This is a genomic window from Kitasatospora sp. NPDC054768 (assembly GCF_053612025.1).
Genome location: NZ_JBSHBN010000032.1, coordinates 20,326 through 36,919, shown reverse-complemented (window position 1 = coordinate 36,919; position 16,594 = coordinate 20,326). Strand labels below are relative to the sequence as shown.

General features: G+C 74.7%; 14 protein-coding genes and 1 pseudogene. 9 read left to right on the top strand and 6 right to left on the bottom strand.

Annotated elements, in window-relative coordinates:
• Positions 1 to 64: 64 nt before the first annotated feature.
• Positions 65 to 1,180: pseudogene (locus tag ACWGKU_RS12845) on the bottom strand (glycosyltransferase); the annotation flags it as partial.
• Positions 1,181 to 1,442: 262 nt separating this feature from the next.
• On the opposite strand from ACWGKU_RS12845, the gene ACWGKU_RS12840 reads away from it, so the two are divergent.
• Entirely contained in the window at positions 1,443 to 2,246 is an 804-nt protein-coding gene (locus ACWGKU_RS12840; protein ID WP_452191431.1) for a nucleotidyltransferase domain-containing protein, read from the top strand.
• Between the two features lie 60 nt (positions 2,247 to 2,306).
• On the opposite strand, the gene ACWGKU_RS12835 is transcribed toward ACWGKU_RS12840, so the two are convergent.
• Positions 2,307 to 2,813, bottom strand: a complete 507-nt coding sequence (locus ACWGKU_RS12835) for a hypothetical protein (RefSeq protein WP_452178070.1) — start codon at positions 2,811 to 2,813, stop codon at positions 2,307 to 2,309.
• A 191-nt stretch (positions 2,814 to 3,004) separates the two neighbouring features.
• On the opposite strand from ACWGKU_RS12835, the gene ACWGKU_RS12830 reads away from it, so the two are divergent.
• From ACWGKU_RS12830 to ACWGKU_RS12820, 3 genes are all read left to right on the top strand, one after another.
• A complete protein-coding gene (locus ACWGKU_RS12830; RefSeq protein ID WP_452178069.1) occupies positions 3,005 to 3,676 on the top strand; it encodes a DedA family protein in 672 nt (223 codons plus the stop codon).
• Positions 3,677 to 3,744: 68 nt separating this feature from the next.
• The gene (locus tag ACWGKU_RS12825; protein WP_452178068.1) at positions 3,745 to 4,908 is read left to right on the top strand and encodes a sensor histidine kinase; all 1,164 of its coding nucleotides are present in this window, start codon (positions 3,745 to 3,747) and stop codon (positions 4,906 to 4,908) included.
• Positions 4,899 to 5,543, top strand: coding sequence for a response regulator transcription factor (locus tag ACWGKU_RS12820; RefSeq protein WP_452178067.1), 645 nt, complete (start codon positions 4,899 to 4,901; stop codon positions 5,541 to 5,543). Before ACWGKU_RS12825 ends, ACWGKU_RS12820 begins: the two co-directional genes overlap by 10 nt.
• Here the strand turns inward: ACWGKU_RS12820 and ACWGKU_RS12815 are convergent.
• The 4 genes from ACWGKU_RS12815 to ACWGKU_RS12800 form a co-directional block, all read right to left on the bottom strand.
• Positions 5,528 to 6,025, bottom strand: coding sequence for a hypothetical protein (locus tag ACWGKU_RS12815; RefSeq protein ID WP_452178066.1), 498 nt, complete (start codon positions 6,023 to 6,025; stop codon positions 5,528 to 5,530). The genes ACWGKU_RS12820 and ACWGKU_RS12815 overlap by 16 nt on opposite strands.
• Before the next feature lie 70 nt (positions 6,026 to 6,095).
• On the bottom strand, positions 6,096 to 7,997 hold the full coding sequence (locus ACWGKU_RS12810) for an ABC transporter ATP-binding protein (protein ID WP_452178065.1): 1,902 nt from the start codon (positions 7,995 to 7,997) through the stop codon (positions 6,096 to 6,098).
• A gap of 547 nt (positions 7,998 to 8,544) precedes the next feature.
• Complete coding sequence (locus ACWGKU_RS12805; RefSeq protein WP_452178064.1) at positions 8,545 to 9,066, bottom strand: YbaK/EbsC family protein; 522 nt, start codon at positions 9,064 to 9,066, stop codon at positions 8,545 to 8,547.
• A gap of 7 nt (positions 9,067 to 9,073) precedes the next feature.
• Positions 9,074 to 10,795, bottom strand: a complete 1,722-nt coding sequence (locus tag ACWGKU_RS12800) for a 2-isopropylmalate synthase (RefSeq protein WP_452178063.1) — start codon at positions 10,793 to 10,795, stop codon at positions 9,074 to 9,076.
• 186 nt (positions 10,796 to 10,981) lie between these two features.
• Between ACWGKU_RS12800 and ACWGKU_RS12795 the strand changes: the two genes are divergently transcribed.
• The 5 genes from ACWGKU_RS12795 to ACWGKU_RS12775 all read left to right on the top strand — a co-directional run bounded on the left by ACWGKU_RS12795 (position 10,982) and on the right by ACWGKU_RS12775 (position 16,565).
• The gene (locus ACWGKU_RS12795; RefSeq protein ID WP_452178062.1) at positions 10,982 to 11,665 is read left to right on the top strand and encodes a FadR/GntR family transcriptional regulator; all 684 of its coding nucleotides are present in this window, start codon (positions 10,982 to 10,984) and stop codon (positions 11,663 to 11,665) included.
• A gap of 418 nt (positions 11,666 to 12,083) precedes the next feature.
• On the top strand, positions 12,084 to 14,996 hold the full coding sequence (locus ACWGKU_RS12790) for a nitrate- and nitrite sensing domain-containing protein (RefSeq protein ID WP_452178061.1): 2,913 nt from the start codon (positions 12,084 to 12,086) through the stop codon (positions 14,994 to 14,996).
• Positions 14,993 to 15,448 (top strand): roadblock/LC7 domain-containing protein, encoded by a 456-nt coding sequence (locus ACWGKU_RS12785; RefSeq protein ID WP_401054652.1) that lies wholly within the window; start codon positions 14,993 to 14,995, stop codon positions 15,446 to 15,448. Before ACWGKU_RS12790 ends, ACWGKU_RS12785 begins: the two co-directional genes overlap by 4 nt.
• A 5-nt stretch (positions 15,449 to 15,453) precedes the next feature.
• On the top strand, positions 15,454 to 15,972 hold the full coding sequence (locus ACWGKU_RS12780; protein ID WP_452178060.1) for a DUF742 domain-containing protein: 519 nt from the start codon (positions 15,454 to 15,456) through the stop codon (positions 15,970 to 15,972).
• A gap of 2 nt (positions 15,973 to 15,974) precedes the next feature.
• Positions 15,975 to 16,565, top strand: a complete 591-nt coding sequence (locus ACWGKU_RS12775; RefSeq protein ID WP_401054648.1) for a GTP-binding protein — start codon at positions 15,975 to 15,977, stop codon at positions 16,563 to 16,565.
• Positions 16,566 to 16,594: the final 29 nt, after the last annotated feature.

Sequence of the window (16,594 nt, the reverse complement as noted above, 5' to 3'; positions counted from 1 at the left end):
CCCGAACGAGGAGAAGCTGCCCGGCCACCCACCCGCCGTCCGTGCGGATGCCGGCGGCGACGGCGGCGGCGCGCTCACGGGTGGCGGGGGCGAGGACGTGGCGGAGGGCCGCGGTGAGGGATCCGGCGGTCGGGGTCGGGCCGTCGTGGGCGACGCCGATGCCCAGCTCCGCCACCCGCGAGGCCCAGTAGGGCTGGTCCACGATCTGCGGGACCAGCACCTGCGGCGCGCCGGCCCGGGCGGCCGTGGTGGTGGTGCCCGCGCCGCCGTGGTGGACGACGGCCGCGAGCTCCGGGAACAGCGCCTGCTGGTTGACCTCGCCGACCGCGAAGCAGTCCTCGGCCCCGTCCACCTCGGCCAGTCGGGCCCAGCCGCGGCCGAGCAGTACCCGCCGGCCCTGCGCCCGGACCGCCTCGACGGCGACCCGGGCCGCCTCCACCGGGTCGCGCAGCGGCATGCTGCCGAAGCCGACGTACACCGGCGGCTCGCCGGCCGCCAGGAAGGCCGACAGGTCGGCGGGCAGCGGGCGTTCGTCCGGCAGGATCCACGCGCCGGTCTGCACCGTCTCGGGCCAGGCCGCGCCGGCCGCGCCCCCGCCCGGGCCCGGCCACGGGTCGAGCAGCGGGTCGGTGGCCAGCCACGGCCGTCCGGTGAGGACGTGGTCCCGGACGTTGTCGGCCACGGGCAGTCCGACGGCCGCCCGGTGGGTGTTGACCGCCGCGCCGAACAGCGCGTTCATCGTCCCGATGTTGAGCTCCCACAGCTCCCTGGGGTCGGTCACCTCCGGCGGGTACGGCAGCATCGGGTACTCGAACGGCCGGTGGTGCGGGGAGGGCAACATGGTCGGCTGGAGGGCGACGCAGGTGAAGCGGGCACCCAACTGCTCGGCCGCCGCCTGGGCTCCGGCCACCGCCGGGAACAGGCCGGTGGCCACGACCGCACCGCCCGGCTCGGCCGCCCCGAGCACCGCCGCGTGGAACTGCTCGACCAACCGGGCCGCGCGCTCGGGGAGTTCCGAGGGCGCCGGGGGCGGCCCGCTGACCAGCGAACGCACCGACTGCCCTACCGGCACCAGTTCGACCCCGGCCTCGGCCAGCCGGGCCGCGAACTCCTCGTCCGGCGGCGCGCACACCCGCGCCTCGGCACCCAGTTCCCGCAGCCGCAGCGCCAGCGCGGCCATCGGCTCGACGTCCCCGCGCGACCCGTACGTCGACAACACCACTCGCACGTCGTGACTCCCCGTTCCCTCGGATTGCGTCCTTGAGCCGGTGATTCTGCGGCAGCACCGGGGCCTTGTGGCAAGGCCCCCCGTGCGCTATACGTTGAGAGTGGCGAGGAGTGGGTACGCCTCCGGCCACCTCCGGCCACCTCCGAACGCCTCCGCGACGCCGAACCGCCACGACGCACCGGGCGGGCGCCGAAGCGCCTGGCAGACTCTCCCCATGCGCACCGTCATTGAGAACATGGCCTCTCAACTCACCCGTGTGCCGGGCGTGGTGGGGGTGATGCTCGGCGGGAGCCGGGCCCGGGGCGAGGAACGGCCGGAGTCGGACTGGGACCTCGGGGTGTACTACCGGGGCGCCCTCGACCTCGACGCGCTGCGGGCGCTCGCCGGGCCGGAGGTCGAGGTGGCCGGGCCGGGCGGCTGGGGCCCGTGGGTGAACGGCGGGGCGTGGCTGCGGGTCGAGGGTGTCGCCGTGGACTGGATCCTGCGGGACCTCGACCGGGTCGGGCGGGTGTGGGCGGACTGCCGCCGGGGCCACTTCGAGGTGGGAACGCAGGCCGGCCACCCGCTCGGCTTCTGGTCGCCCTGCTACCCGGGCGAGGTCGCCCTCGGACTGCCGCTGGCCGACCCCACCGGGGAGTTGACGCGGCTCAAGGAGCAGGCCGCCGACTATCCGGAGCCGCTGCGCGACGCCCTCACCGCGGCCACCTGGGAGGCCGGCTTCCTGCTCGACACCGCCGCGAAGAGCGCCGCCCGCGCCGATGCCCTGCACGTCTCGCTCTGCCTGTCGCGCGCCGTCGGCATCCTGGTCCAGGCCCTCCACGCCCACCACCGCCGCTGGTGCCTCAACGAGAAGGGCGCCCTGGCCGTGGCGGAGCAACTGCCGGACACTCCGGCGGACTTCGGCACGACGGCACGCGGCCTGCTCGCCGCGCCCGGCGGATCGGCGGCCGAGCTGACGGCCACGGTCGCCCGGGCACGGGAGCTGACCCGGGAGACCGTGGCCGCACTGGGCCGCTGAGCCGCCGGCCGGCCCGCTGGGCCGGGCCGCCGAGCCACCCCCGGGCTCCCGGCGGGGCCGTCAGTCCCGGTACCAGGAGACGGTGAACCCGTGGTCGGCGGCCGACGCCACCTCGACGGCCGCCGCCCGCAGCTCCCGCTCCCAGTCCTGCCGCGCCCCGGACGCCCGGTCGCCGAGGCAGTCCGGGCAGCAGACCTGGTCGGCCAGCGCCACGAACCGCTGTTCCGCCGCGTTCGCGGCCCCGCCGCTCGCCCGCCAGAGCTCGCTGACGGCGTCCCCCGACGTGATCTCCTCCGACATCAGCCGGGCCGCCGTGCGGTGCAGCAGGCAGCGCCCGACGAAGTCGTCGTCCGGCACCGGCAGGCCGAGTTCGGCCATCGCCTGCCACAGCAGCCCGCCGAGCTCGGCCGAGCGCTCGCCGCGGCCCCGACGCCCCGCCAGGTCGCACAGCGCGGCCGACTGCGCACCGACTCCCGCCGCCAGCAGGTCGGCGGCGGCCATCGGCAGGTCCTCGGGGTGGACGAGCCCGGTGGTGTACCGCCAGGCCAGGGTGAAGGCGTCGTTCATGGCGACATCCTGACAAGACGACCGCGGCCGTCGCCACCCGGTATCCGCGGCCCTGCGGGAAACCGCAGGGTGGCGTGCTGCGGGAAACCGCAGGAGGGTCGCCGGAAACCCTCATACCGCCACTGACCTGCGGTTTCTAGCGTGGAGCCAGCCGGGGACGAGCAAGTCCCCCGACCACCTTGGAGCCCCGCATGCCGCACACCGTCCTCGCCATCGCCCAACAGCCCGCCGACGGGTTCGCCGGCTGGGCGGCCGACCTGGTCGACACCATGGGCGGCCCCGGGGCCGGCCTGGCGATCGCGCTGGAGAACCTCTTCCCGCCGCTGCCCAGCGAGGTGATCCTGCCGCTGACGGGCTTCGCCGCCGGGCAGGGCGTGATCAGCCTCGCGTCCGCGCTGACCTGGACCACCCTCGGTTCGGTCGCCGGGGCCGTCGTCCTCTACTGGCTGGGCGCCCTGTTCGGCCGGGAGCGGATGCACGCGATCTGGGCCCGGCTGCCGCTGGTCAAGGCCTCCGACCTGGAGCGCACCGAGGCCTGGTTCGCCCGGCACGGAACGAAGGCGGTGCTGCTGGGCCGGATGGTGCCGATCTTCCGCAGTCTGATCTCGGTGCCGGCCGGGGTCGAGCGGATGCCGCTGCCCGCGTTCGTCATGCTGACCACGATCGGCAGCCTGGTGTGGAACACCGTGCTGGTGATGGCCGGCTTCCTGCTCGGGGACCGCTGGGACGTGGTGGAGACGTACGTCGGGCTGCTCTCCAAGGCGGTCCTGGTCGTGGTCGTGCTGGCCGTGGCCGGGTACGTCGTGATGCGCGTCCGCAGCCGCGGCGGCGAGAGCGCCGCCCAGCACCGCCGCACCCGGTGACCGCCCCGGCCGGCGGCGCGGGCCCGGGCGACACGGCGGACCGGGCCGACCCCGTAAGCTCGAACCCCGTGCAGGGGGATGGAGCAGACACCACGTCATGGCCGCGCCGCGCCGCCGGAGTTCTGCTCGGCTGCCCGAGCGCCGCCCTCGCCGCGCTGTACCTGCTGCTGGCCGGCGCCGTCCTCGGCCCGTTCCTGCTCTGGCCGCGCACCCGCCCGTACGCGGCGCCGGGCCTGCTGTCCGGGGTGCGCCGGCTGGCCGCCCTGGAGCGGGCCCGGCGCAGGGCGTTCTTCGGCGACCGCTTCCCCCGCCACTACCGGGCGGACGACCGCAGGCTGCTGCGCTACCTGGTGGTGCGCAGCGGTGGCGGGCTGGTCGCCGGGGTGGTGCTGGGGCTGCTGGTCTTCGGGCTGGCGCTGGCCGTGCTGCTGGTCGGCGGGGTGCTGCGCGGCTCGCTGGGCTGGGAGGAGCTGGCGACCCAGGTGCTGCTCGGCGGGGTGCTGCTCTTCCTGGCCGTACAGGGCCTGTTCTCGCTGGCCGCGCTGGACGCCCGGACCGCCCGGGAGTGCTTCGGGCCGTCCGAGGCCGAGCTGCTGCGCCGCCGGATCGCCGAACTCGCGGACAGCCGGGCCGCGGTGGTGCGGGCGGTGGACACCGAGCGGCGCCGGATCGAGCGGGATCTGCACGACGGCGTGCAGCAGCGGGTGGTGGCGCTGGCGATGCTGCTCGGCCGGGTGCGGCGCGGCCTGGACCGCCACCAGGGCCCGGAGCGGACGGAGGCGCTGCTGCGCCAGGCGCACCGGGAGGCGCAGGAGGTGCTGACCGAGCTGCGCGAGGTGGCCTGGCGGGCGTACCCGTCGGCGCTGGACACCCTGGGGCTGGAGGAGGCGCTGGGCGGGGTGGCCGAGCGGTGCGCCATCCCGCTGCGGCTGCGCTACGAGGTGGCCGGCCCGCTCCCCGAACCGGTGCGGACCGCGGCCTACTTCGTGGTGTCGGAGTGCGTCACCAACGCCGCCAAGCACTCCGCCGCCTCGGCGGTCTCGGCCCGGGTCGAGCGGGCCACCGGCCTGCTCACGGTGCGGGTGGAGGACGACGGCGCGGGCGGCGCGGACCCTACCGGCAGCGGCCTGACCGGCCTGCGCGGGCGGGTGGCCGCGCTGGACGGTACCCTCCACGTCCACAGCCCCGCCGGGGGCCCGACCGTCATCACCGCGGAGCTGCCATGCGCGTGACCCTCGCCGAGGACTCGACCCTGCTGCGGGAGGGCCTGGTCCGCCTGCTCGCCGAGGAGGGGCACGAGGTGCTGGCCGCGGTGGGCGACGCGACGGCGCTGACCGCGGCGGTGGCGGAGCAGCCGCCGGACGTCGTGGTGGTGGACATCCGGATGCCGCCGACCCACACCGACGAGGGGCTGCGGGCGGCGGTGGAGATCCGCGAGCGGTGGCCGCGGGTCGGAGTCCTGGTGCTCTCCCAGCACATCGAACGCGGTTACGCGGCCCGGCTGTTGGACGCCGGCGCGGAGCGGGTCGGCTATCTGCTGAAGGACCGGGTGGCCCAGGTCGAGGAGTTCCTGGACGCCCTGGTGCGGGTCGCGGCGGGCGGCGCGGTGATCGACCCGGAGGTGGTCCGCCGCCTGGTGGTGCACACCACCCGCACCGACCCGCTGGCCCGGCTCACCCCGCGGGAGCGCAGCGTCCTGGAGGCGCTCGCCGAGGGCTGGACCAACGCCGCCATCGCGCAGCGGCTGCACGTCTCACTGAGCGCGGTGGAGAAGAACCTCAACGCCGTCTTCGACAAGCTGGACCTGCCCCGCACCACGGACCACAACCGCCGCATCCTGGCCGTCCTGCACTACCTCGGCGTGTAGGGCCGGTCTCCTGGATCCTTGCCGGGCCCGACGGCACGGACCCAGACGGGGAACGGCGGGATGACCGCTTCCTCCCCCTCCGCCCCGTCCTCGTCCTCGTCCGTGATCCTGGTGATGCCGGGCTCCGCGTCGGCGAGGTAGTCCGCGACGATCGGCCCGAGGTCCGCCACCGGTTCGTACACGCCGCCGAACGGCAGGTCGTCCGGGCCGACCGAGCCGGTCGAGCAGCGCAGCTGCCCGGCCTGGTCGTCGTGCCAGACGTAGAACGTGGCCGGCCCGTCGTGGCCCAGTGCCCGGACCCGGTCCCGGAGCAGGGCGGCGGTCCGCTCGAAGGCGGCCACCACCTCCGGGACCCTCAGCGCCCGCCGGTCCTCGACCTCGGCGGTCAGCCACCAGGTGTTGGTCTCCCACTCCACCGGGTGGTCGTCCGGCTCCGGCGCCAGCGGCTCGTCGGCCGGCTCGGCGATCCACGTCAACAGCATGGAGGCAGTACTTCCCATCCGGATTGCCCGTCCGGACTCCCCGCCCGGCCGGTACTCCGGCGTCCGGGCCTCAGGGGTCCTGTGGCGCCCGCACGCGGATCGCGCCGTTCGGGCGCGTGGCCGCACGACCGTCCGGACCGGCGCCCCGCCCCCCGTCCGGACCACCGCCCCCACCGTCCGTACCCCGACCATCCGCGTCCCGCCCCTCGAGGGTGAGCACCTGGTCGGCCAGCGGCAGGAGGGCCCGGTCATGGGTGATCAGGAGGGTGGTGCGCCCGGTCATCAGGCGGCGCAGCGCGGGGACGAGCTGCTCGACGGTGTGCGGGTCCAGGCCGCTGGTGGGTTCGTCCAGGATCACGACGGGGGTGTCGCGCAGGAACGCCCGGGCGATGGCGACGCGCCGGCTCTGACCGCCGGAGAGCTGGAATCCGTCGGCGCCGATCACCGTGCGGTAGCCCTCCGGGAGCGCCGTGACGAAGCCGTGGACCCCGGCGATGCGGGCGGCGCGTTCGATGTCGTCGGGGTGGGCGTCCGGACGGCCGTACGCGATGTTGTCGGCGATGCTCGCGTGGAACAGCGGGGCCTCCTGGGGCAGCAGCGTGACCGCTCGGCGCAGTGAGGCGAGGGTGAGGTCGCGCAGGTCCTGCCCGTCGAGGCGGACGGTGCCGGCCTGCGGGTCGAGGAAGCGGACCAGGAGCTTGGCGAGGGTCGACTTGCCGCTGCCGCTGGGCCCGCGGACGGCCAGGGTCTCGCCGGGGCGCAGGTCGAGGTCCACGTCGGCCAGGACGGGCGGTCCCGGGATGCCAGTGGCGCCCGAGTAGGCGGCGTGGACGCCCTGGAGGGTGACCCGGCCCTGGACCGGGCCGGTGTCCCCGGCCGTGGGGCGTTCCCGCACCGGGCTGCGGATCTCGTGCAGCTCCAGGACGCGTTCGCCCGAGGCGCCGGCCGCGCCGGCCAACGGGATGAGGGCGGCGAGCTGCTGGACGGGCTCGAACAGCTGGGCCATGAAGGCGGCGAAGGCGAGCAGGCCGCCGAGGCTGAGCTGTCCGTGGATGACCTGCAGGGCGCCGACACCCACTACGGCCAGACCGGCGAGCAGCTGCAGCACGTTGAGGAAGGGCTGGTACAGGCCGCTGACCCGGGCGGCGGCGAGTTCGGCGTCGAGCAGGCCCCGGCCCTCCCGGTGGACCCGTTCGACCTCCCGGCTCTCCTGGCCGCAGGTCCGGGTGACCACGGCGTTGCGCAGGGATTCCTCCAGCAGCGCGGTCACTCCGCCCGCGCGGCGCTGGACCTGTCGCTCCCGGCGCCGGATGACGCGTCCGAACAGGCTGGTGGAGAGGATGAACAGCGGTGCGGCCAGCAGCGCGGCCAGGGTGAGCTGCCAGCTCAGGTAGAACGCGGCGCCGGTGAACAGCAGCAGGCTGGCGACGGCCACCGCGCCCTCGACCAGCCCGGTGGCCACCATCCGCTCGATCTCGGCGATGTCGAAGGTGAGCCGCGCCACCAGGTCGCCGCGCCAGCGGCTCTCCAGCGTGTCGGGGGGCAGGGTGTGCAGGTGGGCGAGGGTGTCGGTGCGCAGGCGCAGCATGTAGCGCTCGGCGATCCAGGTGCTGGTGTACATGCCGGCGAAGGTCAACAGCCCGGCGGCGACGGCCGCACCGAGCATCAGGGCGGCGAGCGGCCAGAAATCGGCGAAGTGCCGGGGGACGAGCACGTCGTCGATGAGGTCCTTGAACAGCCAGACCGAGACGACCTCGCCGAAGGCGCCGACGACGAGCAGGGCCGCGCTCACCGGGAGCCAGCGCGCGTCGGGGCGCACCCACGGCCAGAACCGGCGAATGAGCTCCCGCAGCGGGATGACCGGCGATTCCGCCACCGGTCCCTGGTACTCGGCCTCGTCGGCCCCGTTGACCTTGTTGACCGCGTCGGCCTTGCCGACCGCCCGGTCACCCGGGGGCGTCACATCGCGCATGGGCAGGACCCGTTGCTCTCGGAGATGGTCGTTCCGGGATCCGGAAACGAGGTTCCGGGATCCGGAGCCGTCGTCCCCGGGTGGGGACGCATCATCCTCCGTGCGGAGGCGGCGCCGATCCCAGGGCGAGGGGCCGACGGTGACACCGTCGGCCCCTCGGGGTGACGCTAGTCGGAACTGCTGTGCGCAGTCCTAGCCGTAAGCACCGTCACCAGCAACCGAAACGACGGCGTCCACGGCGGTCGAAGTCACGACCGTAACCACGGCCCAGTCCCAGACCCAGGCCCAGGCCCCGACCTCGACCCCGGTCTCCAAAGTCACGACCGTAACCACGGTCTCTGTCTCCTCCACGACCGAAGTAACTCATCACGGCTTCTCTCTCTCGTCGTGTCGGCCCTCCGCGCACCCACGACCCGCACCGACGGCGCGAATTGCGGGGAACTGGAGGCCGTTACCGGTGGTCGAACCCTTCCGGCGGCCTGTCGGCGACGCCCGGATCGATTCGCCCCACTCCTCCAGTATCCGCCCACCGGGCGTATGCGCAGCTTCAGAGCCGGTCGGATTGTGCGGTTGCCGGATCCTGCGCCTGTTCGACGACCACTGTGACCGGTGTCCCGCCCGTCACGTTCAGCAACTCCCGGTACGTCATCGGGACGACGGTGTGCGGGTGTCCGGCGGCGGCCCAGAGCACCTCGTACGCGTCGAGCGCCGTGTCGACCACGGTGCGCAGCGGCGCCGGGTGGCCGGTCGGGGCGACGCCGCCGATGGCCTGGCCGGTGGCCTCGCGGACCTGGGCGGCGGTGGCTCGTTCGATCGGGCCGGAGCCCAACTGCCGTGCCAGGTAGGCGGTGTCGACCCGGTGGGCGCCGCTGGTCATCACCAGCAGTGGCGCGCCGTCACAAAGGAACACCAGGCTGTTCGCGATGGCGCCGACCTCGCAGCCCAGCGCGGCGGCGGCCTCGGCGGCGGTGCGGGCGGAGTCGGGCAGGACGCGGATCTCGCCGGGGACGCCGGCCACCGCCAGTGCCTCGGCGACGGCCTGACTGCGTGTGGGGAGTGAGGAGGTCATCGGCCCATCATGCCTTCCGCGCCGAGCGGCGCGAGGCGGCGCTCAGCACCGCCCGTACGCCCGCGGTGAGCACCGAGGCGTCCCGCCCGACACCCCACACGACCCCGCCGCCGGGCCCGCCGACCCGTGCCTCCACGTAGGCGACGGCGTCCCGCCCGGAGCCCACCGCGTGCTCGCCGAAGGAGAGGATCTCCGCCCCCACGGCGTCGGCCACCGCGTCCAGCGGCCCGGCGCCGGTGCCCCGGCGGCCGTCGACCTCGGCCCAGTCGTCCCCGACCCGCCACCGCCGGCCGGCCCCCGCGTCCAGGTACTCGGCCCGGAACAGCCCGTACAGCTCCTCCGCCGTCATCTCCCGTCCGCTGTCGTCGGTGGCCGCCTGCACCACCCGGGCGAAGTCGATCTGCAGCCGCCGAGGCAGTTCCAGCCCTTCCGCGGCCTGCAGCAGGTGGGCGATCCCGCCCTTGCCCGACTGGCTGTTGACCCGGATCACCGCCTCGTAGTCCCGCCCCAGGTCGGCCGGGTCGATCGGCAGGTACGGCACCGACCAGGGCGCCTCCCGCCGCGGGACGCCCAGTGCGGCGGCGGTCTCGGCGTGCCGGGCGAAGCCCTTGCGGATGGCGTCCTGGTGGGTGCCGGAGAAGGCGGTGTGCACCAGGTCGCCCGCGTAGGGGTGCCGCTCGTGGACGGGCAGCCGGTTGCAGTGCTCGACGGTGCGCCGGATCGCGTCGATGTCGGAGAGGTCCAGCATCGGGTCGACACCCTGGGTGTGCAGGTTGAGCGCCAGGGTGACGAGATCGACGTTGCCGGTCCGCTCGCCGTTGCCGAACAGGCAGCCCTCGACCCGCTGGGCGCCCGCGAGGACGGCGAGTTCCGCGCAGGCGACGCCGGTGCCGCGGTCGTTGTGCGGGTGGACGGAGAGGATCACCGCCTCGCGCCGTTCCAGGTGGCGGTCCATGTACTCGATCTGGTCGGCGTACACGTTGGGGGTGGCGATCTCGACGGTGGCCGGCAGGTTGTGGATCACCGGCCGCTCGGGCGAGGCGTCCCAGAGCCGGGTGAGCCCGTTGCACACCTCCAGCGCGTAGTCCGGCTCGGTCAGGTTGAACACTTCGGGCGAGAACTGGAACCGCAGGCCGTCCCGGCCCTCCCCCAGCCTGGCCATCAGCGTCGCGGCCGAGGTGATCAGGGCCCGGAGCCCGGCGCGCTCCTTGCCGAGGACGACCTCCCGCCACTGCGGCGCGGTGGCGGTGTAGAGGTGGACGACCACCCGGGGCAGGCCCGCGACGGCTTCGAAGGTGCGCTCGACCAGGTCGGCCCGGGCCGCCGTGAAGACCACGACGGTGACGTCCTCGGGCACGGCTCCGGGGGTGGTGGCCAGTTGGCGGACGAAGTCGAAGTCGGTGCGGCTGGCGGACGGGTAGCCGACCTCGATCTCCTTGAAGCCCATGGCCAGGAACAGGTCGAACATCCGCTGCTTGCGCGCCGGGTCCATCGGCTCGGCCAGTGCCTGGTTGCCGTCGCGCAGGTCGACGGGCACCCAGAGCGGGGCCCGCTCGATGCGACGGCCGGGCCAGCGGCGCAGCAGGGCGGGCACGTGCACCCGCTCGTGGGCGGGGCGGTAGCGGTGGGAGGGCATGGTGCCGCCGCGCTGGGGGTTCCAGGCGGGGGCGGCGGCCGGGACCGGCCCGGCGGGGGCGTGCAGGGTGGGGAAGCGTACGGGCGGTCGCATGACGGGGTTCCTCGCTCGGGGCGGACACCGGAGACCGGCAGGACGGCGCGCCGCAGCGGGGTGCCGGTCCGGTCACGCCCCGCTGCGGCCACCAAGAAGAAGGCCCCCCGGGGGGAGCGTCCACGGCTGCATGGCGGGTAGAGTAACCACGACCGAAGTCCTCAGACAACCTGACAGGTGAACCCGATGGCCGCGCTCCGCCCCTCCCCCCTCGCCGAACAGGCCGCCGCCCGGCTGGAGGAGCAGATCCGGGCCGGGCAGTGGCCGGTGGGCGGGAAGCTGCCGGGCGAGGTGGCGCTCGCCGAGGAGCTGGGCGTCGGCCGCTCGACCGTCCGGGAGGCCCTGCGCACCCTCGCGGCGGCGGGGATGGTGCGCAGCCGCCAGGGCTCCGGGGTGTACGTCACCGCCGACCGGCCCACCGGGGACTGGGCCTCCCGACTGCGCCGCGCGGAGCTGGCGCACGTCTACGAGGTGCGGACGGTGGTCGAGGTGCAGGCGGCCCGACTGGCGGCCGACCGCCGCACCGGGGCGGACCTCGCCGCGCTCGACGCCGCGCTGGCGGCCCGCCGGGCGGCGGGCGGGGCGGACGACGCCGCCTTCGTGGACGCCGACATCGCGCTGCACACGGCCGTGGTGGCCGCCGCGCACAATCCCGTCCTGGACGACCTGTTCGCCCAGTTCGCCCCGGTCCTGCGCGAGCAGCTGGTCGCCCTGGTCGGCCTGTTCGGCCTGCGCGCGGAGGATCCGGACCACGGCTACGACGCCCACGCGGACCTCGTCCGGGCCCTGCACGACGGCGATCCGGAGGCGGCCGGGCGGGTGCTGGCGGCGGAGCTGGAGGCCACCCGCTCCCGCCTGCTGGCGCCCTGACGGGGCACCCGGGGGCCGCACGACGGGGCGTCACACAGTTTTCACACCCCGGCCACCTGCCGGCCGGGCGCCGCGCCGACACTGTGTCGAGCAGGCCCGGAACCACCCCCTCCGCATACGCACCGTCAACGGGTGAGTGACCCTGTGTTCACCGCGTGTGCAAGCACGGCCCAGGCAGCGAACGGTTTTTCACTCCAATCACACGGTATGACTAGTATCGCTTCGTCAAAAAACCGTGCCCGGACGGCCCGCCCCTCACCGGCCGGCCGCCAGTCCCAAGGAGTCAGCTCTGCGCGCGCGTGCGAATCGGCGGCCCCCGACGCCGAAGGGCCCCCGCAGGCGTCCACGCCTGTCCCTGCGGACGGCGCTGCTCGTCCTGGCCGTCGTCCCCAGCATCGCCCTGGCCGCCCTCTGGGCTGTGACCAGCGGTGAGACCATCGCCGACTTCCAGCGACTGGCCGACCAGGCCACCGTCGCGCAGAAGGCCGGCCAACCGTCCAACATCGTCTACTACAACCTCCAGGAGGAGCGCCGGCTCAGCGCCGAGGCGCTCGCCCGGCCCGGCTCCAACGCCGACCAGCTGCGCCGCCAGCGCCAGCTGACCGACGACGCGGTGCGGCAGTTCCAGACCCTCTCCGGGGCGACCGCCGACAACGCCCCCGCCGAGGTCCGCTCCGCCGTCGCCGAGGCCCGCCAGGCCATGGGCAAGCTGGCCGAACAGCGTGCCGCCGTCGACCGCGCCACCACCGACCAGCAGAGCGTCTTCGCCTACTACACCGACCTGATCAGCGTCGACCTGCGGCTGTTCACCACGCTCAGCCGGGTCGACACCGGCGAGGTCACCTGGCTCTCCAAGACCCTGGTCAACTCCTTCTGGGCCAAGGAGATGATCTCCCGCGAGGACGCCGTCCTGGCCCGCGGCTGGCCCACCGGGCGACTGTCCGCCACCGACTACCAGCAGGTCCAGCAGCTGATCGGCGCGCAGGACCACCTGCTCAACGTCCAGGTCCTGCCGTACATCCCGGACGCCGAAGCACCGGCCTGGCGCGACCTGGTCAACAGCCCGTCCTGGCAGGCCAAGGCCGCCGTCGAGCAGGCCCTGCTCAAGCCCACCGCCGCCGACGCCGCCGGCACCGTCAGGCTCCCGGCCACCCAGGACCAGTGGCGCCAGGCCCTCGACGGGCTCAACCCGCCACTGGTCAAGGCCATCGAGGACCGCACCAACGGCATCATCGAGGTCGCCAAGAGCGCCATCATCGGCATGCTCACCCGGGTCGTGCTGACCACCGTCATCGGCCTGATCACGGTCGTCGCGGTCGTCATCGCCTCCTGGCGCCTGAGCCGCTCGCTGCGCCGCCGCATCAAGGACCTGCACACCCAGGCCGAGGAGATGCGGCGCACCCTGCCCGAGGTGGTCGAGCGCCTCGGCCGCGGCGAGCAGGTGGACGTCGAGGCCGAGACCCGCACCATCACGGCCGGCCCGCACGGCAACGGCACCGACGAGCTGGCCCGGCTCGGCCAGGCGCTCAACCTGGCCCGCTCCGCCGCCCTGGAGTCCGCCGTCGGCCAGGCCGAGCAGCACCGCGGCTTCGAGCGGCTGCTCCAGCGCATCGCCCGCCGCACCCAGCTGCTGATCGGCCGCCAGCTGCGCAAGCTGGACGAACTGGAGCGCAAGCACGACGACCCGGAGGTCCTGGAGGGCCTCTTCGACCTCGACCACCTCACCGCCCGCCTGCGCCGGTACGAGGAGAACCTCGTCATCATGGCCGGCGGCCAGCCGCAGCGGCGCTGGCGCAAGCCCGTCCCGCTGCTGGACGTGCTGCGCGCCGCGCAGGGCGAGGTGCAGGACTACCGCCGGATCTCGATCGACATCGAGGGCGACCCGTGGCTGTCCGAACGGGCCGTCGGCCCGGTGGCGCACGTGCTCGCCGAGCTGATGGAGAACGCCACCACCTTCTCCAAGCCGCCCACGCCGGTCGAGGTGCGCGCCGCCGTGGTCGGCCGTGGGCTCGCGATCGAGATCGAGGACCGGGGCCTGGGCATGGACCCGGAGCAGTACGACGCCGCCAACGAGCTGATGAGCCGCCCGCCGCGCACCGACGTGCTGGCCCGGGCCGACGACATCCGCCTCGGCTTCCACGTGGTCTCCCGGCTGGCCGCCCTGCACGGGCTGAGGATCGAGTTCCGCCCGTCCGCCTTCGGCGGCACCCGGGCGGTCGTGCTCGTCCCGGACGAGCTGGTCATCGAGGGCGACACCGGGCTGCCGGACGGCGCCGGCGGCACGGCCACCGAGCCCATCCCGCTGGTGCGCCGCTCGCGCCGGGCCGTGCGCTCGGCCTCCGACGAGACGCCCGCCCCGGTGCCGGCCGGTCCGCCGGTCGCGCCGGTGGACTCCTTCGGCCAGGACTCCTTCGGCCAGGGCGGCTTCGTCCCGCAGGCCGCTCCGGTGCCGCTGCCGCTGCCGCTCTCCTCGACGGGCGTCGGGGCGGACACCGGGGCGAGTGTCGATACGGGCGCGGAGACGACCGCCGGGACGACCGCCGGGGCCGAGCCGGAAGCCACCGTCCACGAGATCCCGCTGCCGGAGGCGCCGTTCCCGCACGGGCAGCCGTTCCCGCAGGAGCAGCCCTACCAGCCCGAACAGCCCTTCCCGCAGGAGCAGCCCTACCAGCCGTACGGGTCCGGGCAGACCTTCGAGTCCGGGCAGGCCTTCGGCTCCGAGCCGTCCCACTCCTCCGGGCCGTCGGTCCGGCCGGAGCAGCCGATCGAGCACAGCTCCCCGGCCGATCCGGCACCCGCCCTGGACGTCCCGGCCTACCCGGACATCGCCTACGCCAGGGTCACCGAGGCCGAGGCCCCGTACGCCGACGAGCAGTACCGCCCGGCCGACCACTACCGGCTGGCCGAGCGCCGGCAGCGCCGCGAGTACCGGACCTCGGTGCCGTTCAGCCCGGCCGAGGGCGACCAGGCCCCGCTGCCGCAGCGCGTCCGGCAGGCCAGCCTGGCGGCCGAGCTGCGGGTGCCCCCGCCGGAGCGGTCGCCGTGGGTCGAGCGGCCCGCCGCCGGGACCGCCGCCCCGCCCGCGGGCCCGGTCGAGCGCACCGACTGCCCGGTGCGGCGCTCGGGTGCGGCGATCGGCGCCTTCCAGCGCCAGTCCCGCGCCGCCCGGGCCCAGGACAGTGGCGAGCACCCGTTGCCCACCGCCCCGCCGGCCCCCTCCCCCGCACCCGCACCCGCACCCGCCGGCCACCCGGCTCCCGCGCCCGCCCCGTCCCCCTGGGCCCTTCCGGCCGCGGACACCCGAACCACACGAACGGATGACCAGTCATGAACCGCACGATCGCCACCCACCAGGACCTGGACTGGCTGCTGGACGGACTCGTCGACTCGGTGCCCGGGACCAGGAACGCCGTCCTGCTCTCCGACGACGGTCTCGTGGTCAGCCACTCCGGCACCATCGAGCGGGCCGACGCCGAGCGGCTGGCCGCCGTCGCCACCGGCCAGCAGAGCCTGGCCCGCGGGGTCGGGGCGCTGTTCGACGGCGGCCCGGTGCACCAGGTGATCGTCGAGCTCGCCGAGTGCTGGCTGTTCGTCATCGCCGCCGCCCAGGGCACCCACCTGGCCGTGGTCGCCTCGCAGGAGGTGGACGCCGAGGTGATGTCCGTCGCGATGCACACCCTGGTGCAGCAGGTCGGCCAGAAGCTCACCACCCCGGTCCGCGGCGAGGGCGCCCCCGCCGCCCCGGCGTCCTTCGACGCCTTCGCCTCCCGGAACCGGGGCTGACCCGGATGGGACCGTACGGGAACGACGCCTGGGGGGACGGCCTCGACGACGGCCGGCAGGCCGGCCCGCAGTCCGGCGGGGACGACGGCCGGCGGCGCGGCGCAGTGCCGCACTGGAGCGAGCTGGAGGAGGACGACGCGGAGGACGGGACGGGCAGCATGGTGCGCCCGTACACGATCACCCGCGGCCGGACCGCGCCCGAGCGCGACGACCTCACCCTCATCACCGTGCTCACCACGGTCGAGGCGGAGGCCGACGCGGCCCTGGCGCGGGGCAGCCGCGCCGGTGCTCGCGGCCTGCAGCCCGAACACCGGCTGATCCTCGAACGCTGCCGGCGCCCCATCGCCGTCGCCGAGGTGTCGGCGGGCCTGGACCTCCCGGTCTCGGTCACCAAGATCCTGCTGGGCGACCTGGTCTCCCAGGGCCTGCTGAAGGCCCGGGCACCGCTCTCGGTGGCCCGGGCCGCCGGGGGCGTGGACCTCGGCCTGCTCACGGCCGTACGCGAAGGACTCCGGAGACTCTGAACATGGCCACACCCCACTCCGCCATCGACGCCCCCACCGCCCCGGCCGCCGTCAAGATCCTGATCGCGGGCGGCTTCGGCGTGGGCAAGACCACCCTGGTCGGCTCGGTCAGCGAGGTCACCCCGCTGCGCACCGAGGAGTACCTGACCCGGGCCAGCGTCGGCATCGACGACCTGGCCGGCGTCGACCAGAAGACCACCACCACCGTCGCGCTCGACTTCGGGCGGATCACGGTCAGCCCCGAACTGGTCGTCTACCTGTTCGGCACGCCCGGCCAGGAACGCTTCTGGTTCATGTGGAACGACCTGGTCAACGGCGCCCTCGGCGGGATCGTCATCGCCGACACCCGCCGGCTGGAGACCAGCTTCGCCTCCATCGACTTCTTCGAGAGCCGGGGCATCCCGTTCGTGGTCGCGATCAACTGCTTCCACAACACCAACACCCGCACCCCCGACGAGATCCGGGCCGCGCTCGACCTCGACCCGCAGGTGCCGATGCTGCTCGGGGACGTGCGCGAGCGCGCCTTCGGCCGGGACCTGCTGCTCGCCCTGGTCGACCACCTGATGGACCTCGCCGCCACGCGCGCCGGCTGAACCGGTCCCGGCCGAGCCGTACTCGGCCG

Excerpts from the sequence above, each read along its gene's own strand:
- ACWGKU_RS12840 (WP_452191431.1), top strand. The coding sequence starts at position 1,443 with ATGCGCACCGTCATTGAGAACATGGCCTCTCAACTCACCCGTGTGCCG.
- ACWGKU_RS12835 (WP_452178070.1), bottom strand. The coding sequence starts at position 2,813 with ATGAACGACGCCTTCACCCTGGCCTGGCGGTACACCACCGGGCTCGTC.
- ACWGKU_RS12830 (WP_452178069.1), top strand. The coding sequence starts at position 3,005 with ATGCCGCACACCGTCCTCGCCATCGCCCAACAGCCCGCCGACGGGTTC.
- ACWGKU_RS12820 (WP_452178067.1), top strand. The coding sequence starts at position 4,899 with ATGCGCGTGACCCTCGCCGAGGACTCGACCCTGCTGCGGGAGGGCCTG.
- ACWGKU_RS12815 (WP_452178066.1), bottom strand. The coding sequence starts at position 6,025 with ATGCTGTTGACGTGGATCGCCGAGCCGGCCGACGAGCCGCTGGCGCCG.
- ACWGKU_RS12810 (WP_452178065.1), bottom strand. The coding sequence starts at position 7,997 with ATGCGCGATGTGACGCCCCCGGGTGACCGGGCGGTCGGCAAGGCCGAC.
- ACWGKU_RS12805 (WP_452178064.1), bottom strand. The coding sequence starts at position 9,066 with ATGACCTCCTCACTCCCCACACGCAGTCAGGCCGTCGCCGAGGCACTG.
- ACWGKU_RS12800 (WP_452178063.1), bottom strand. The coding sequence starts at position 10,795 with ATGCGACCGCCCGTACGCTTCCCCACCCTGCACGCCCCCGCCGGGCCG.
- ACWGKU_RS12795 (WP_452178062.1), top strand. The coding sequence starts at position 10,982 with ATGGCCGCGCTCCGCCCCTCCCCCCTCGCCGAACAGGCCGCCGCCCGG.
- ACWGKU_RS12785 (WP_401054652.1), top strand. The coding sequence starts at position 14,993 with ATGAACCGCACGATCGCCACCCACCAGGACCTGGACTGGCTGCTGGAC.
- ACWGKU_RS12780 (WP_452178060.1), top strand. The coding sequence starts at position 15,454 with ATGGGACCGTACGGGAACGACGCCTGGGGGGACGGCCTCGACGACGGC.
- ACWGKU_RS12775 (WP_401054648.1), top strand. The coding sequence starts at position 15,975 with ATGGCCACACCCCACTCCGCCATCGACGCCCCCACCGCCCCGGCCGCC.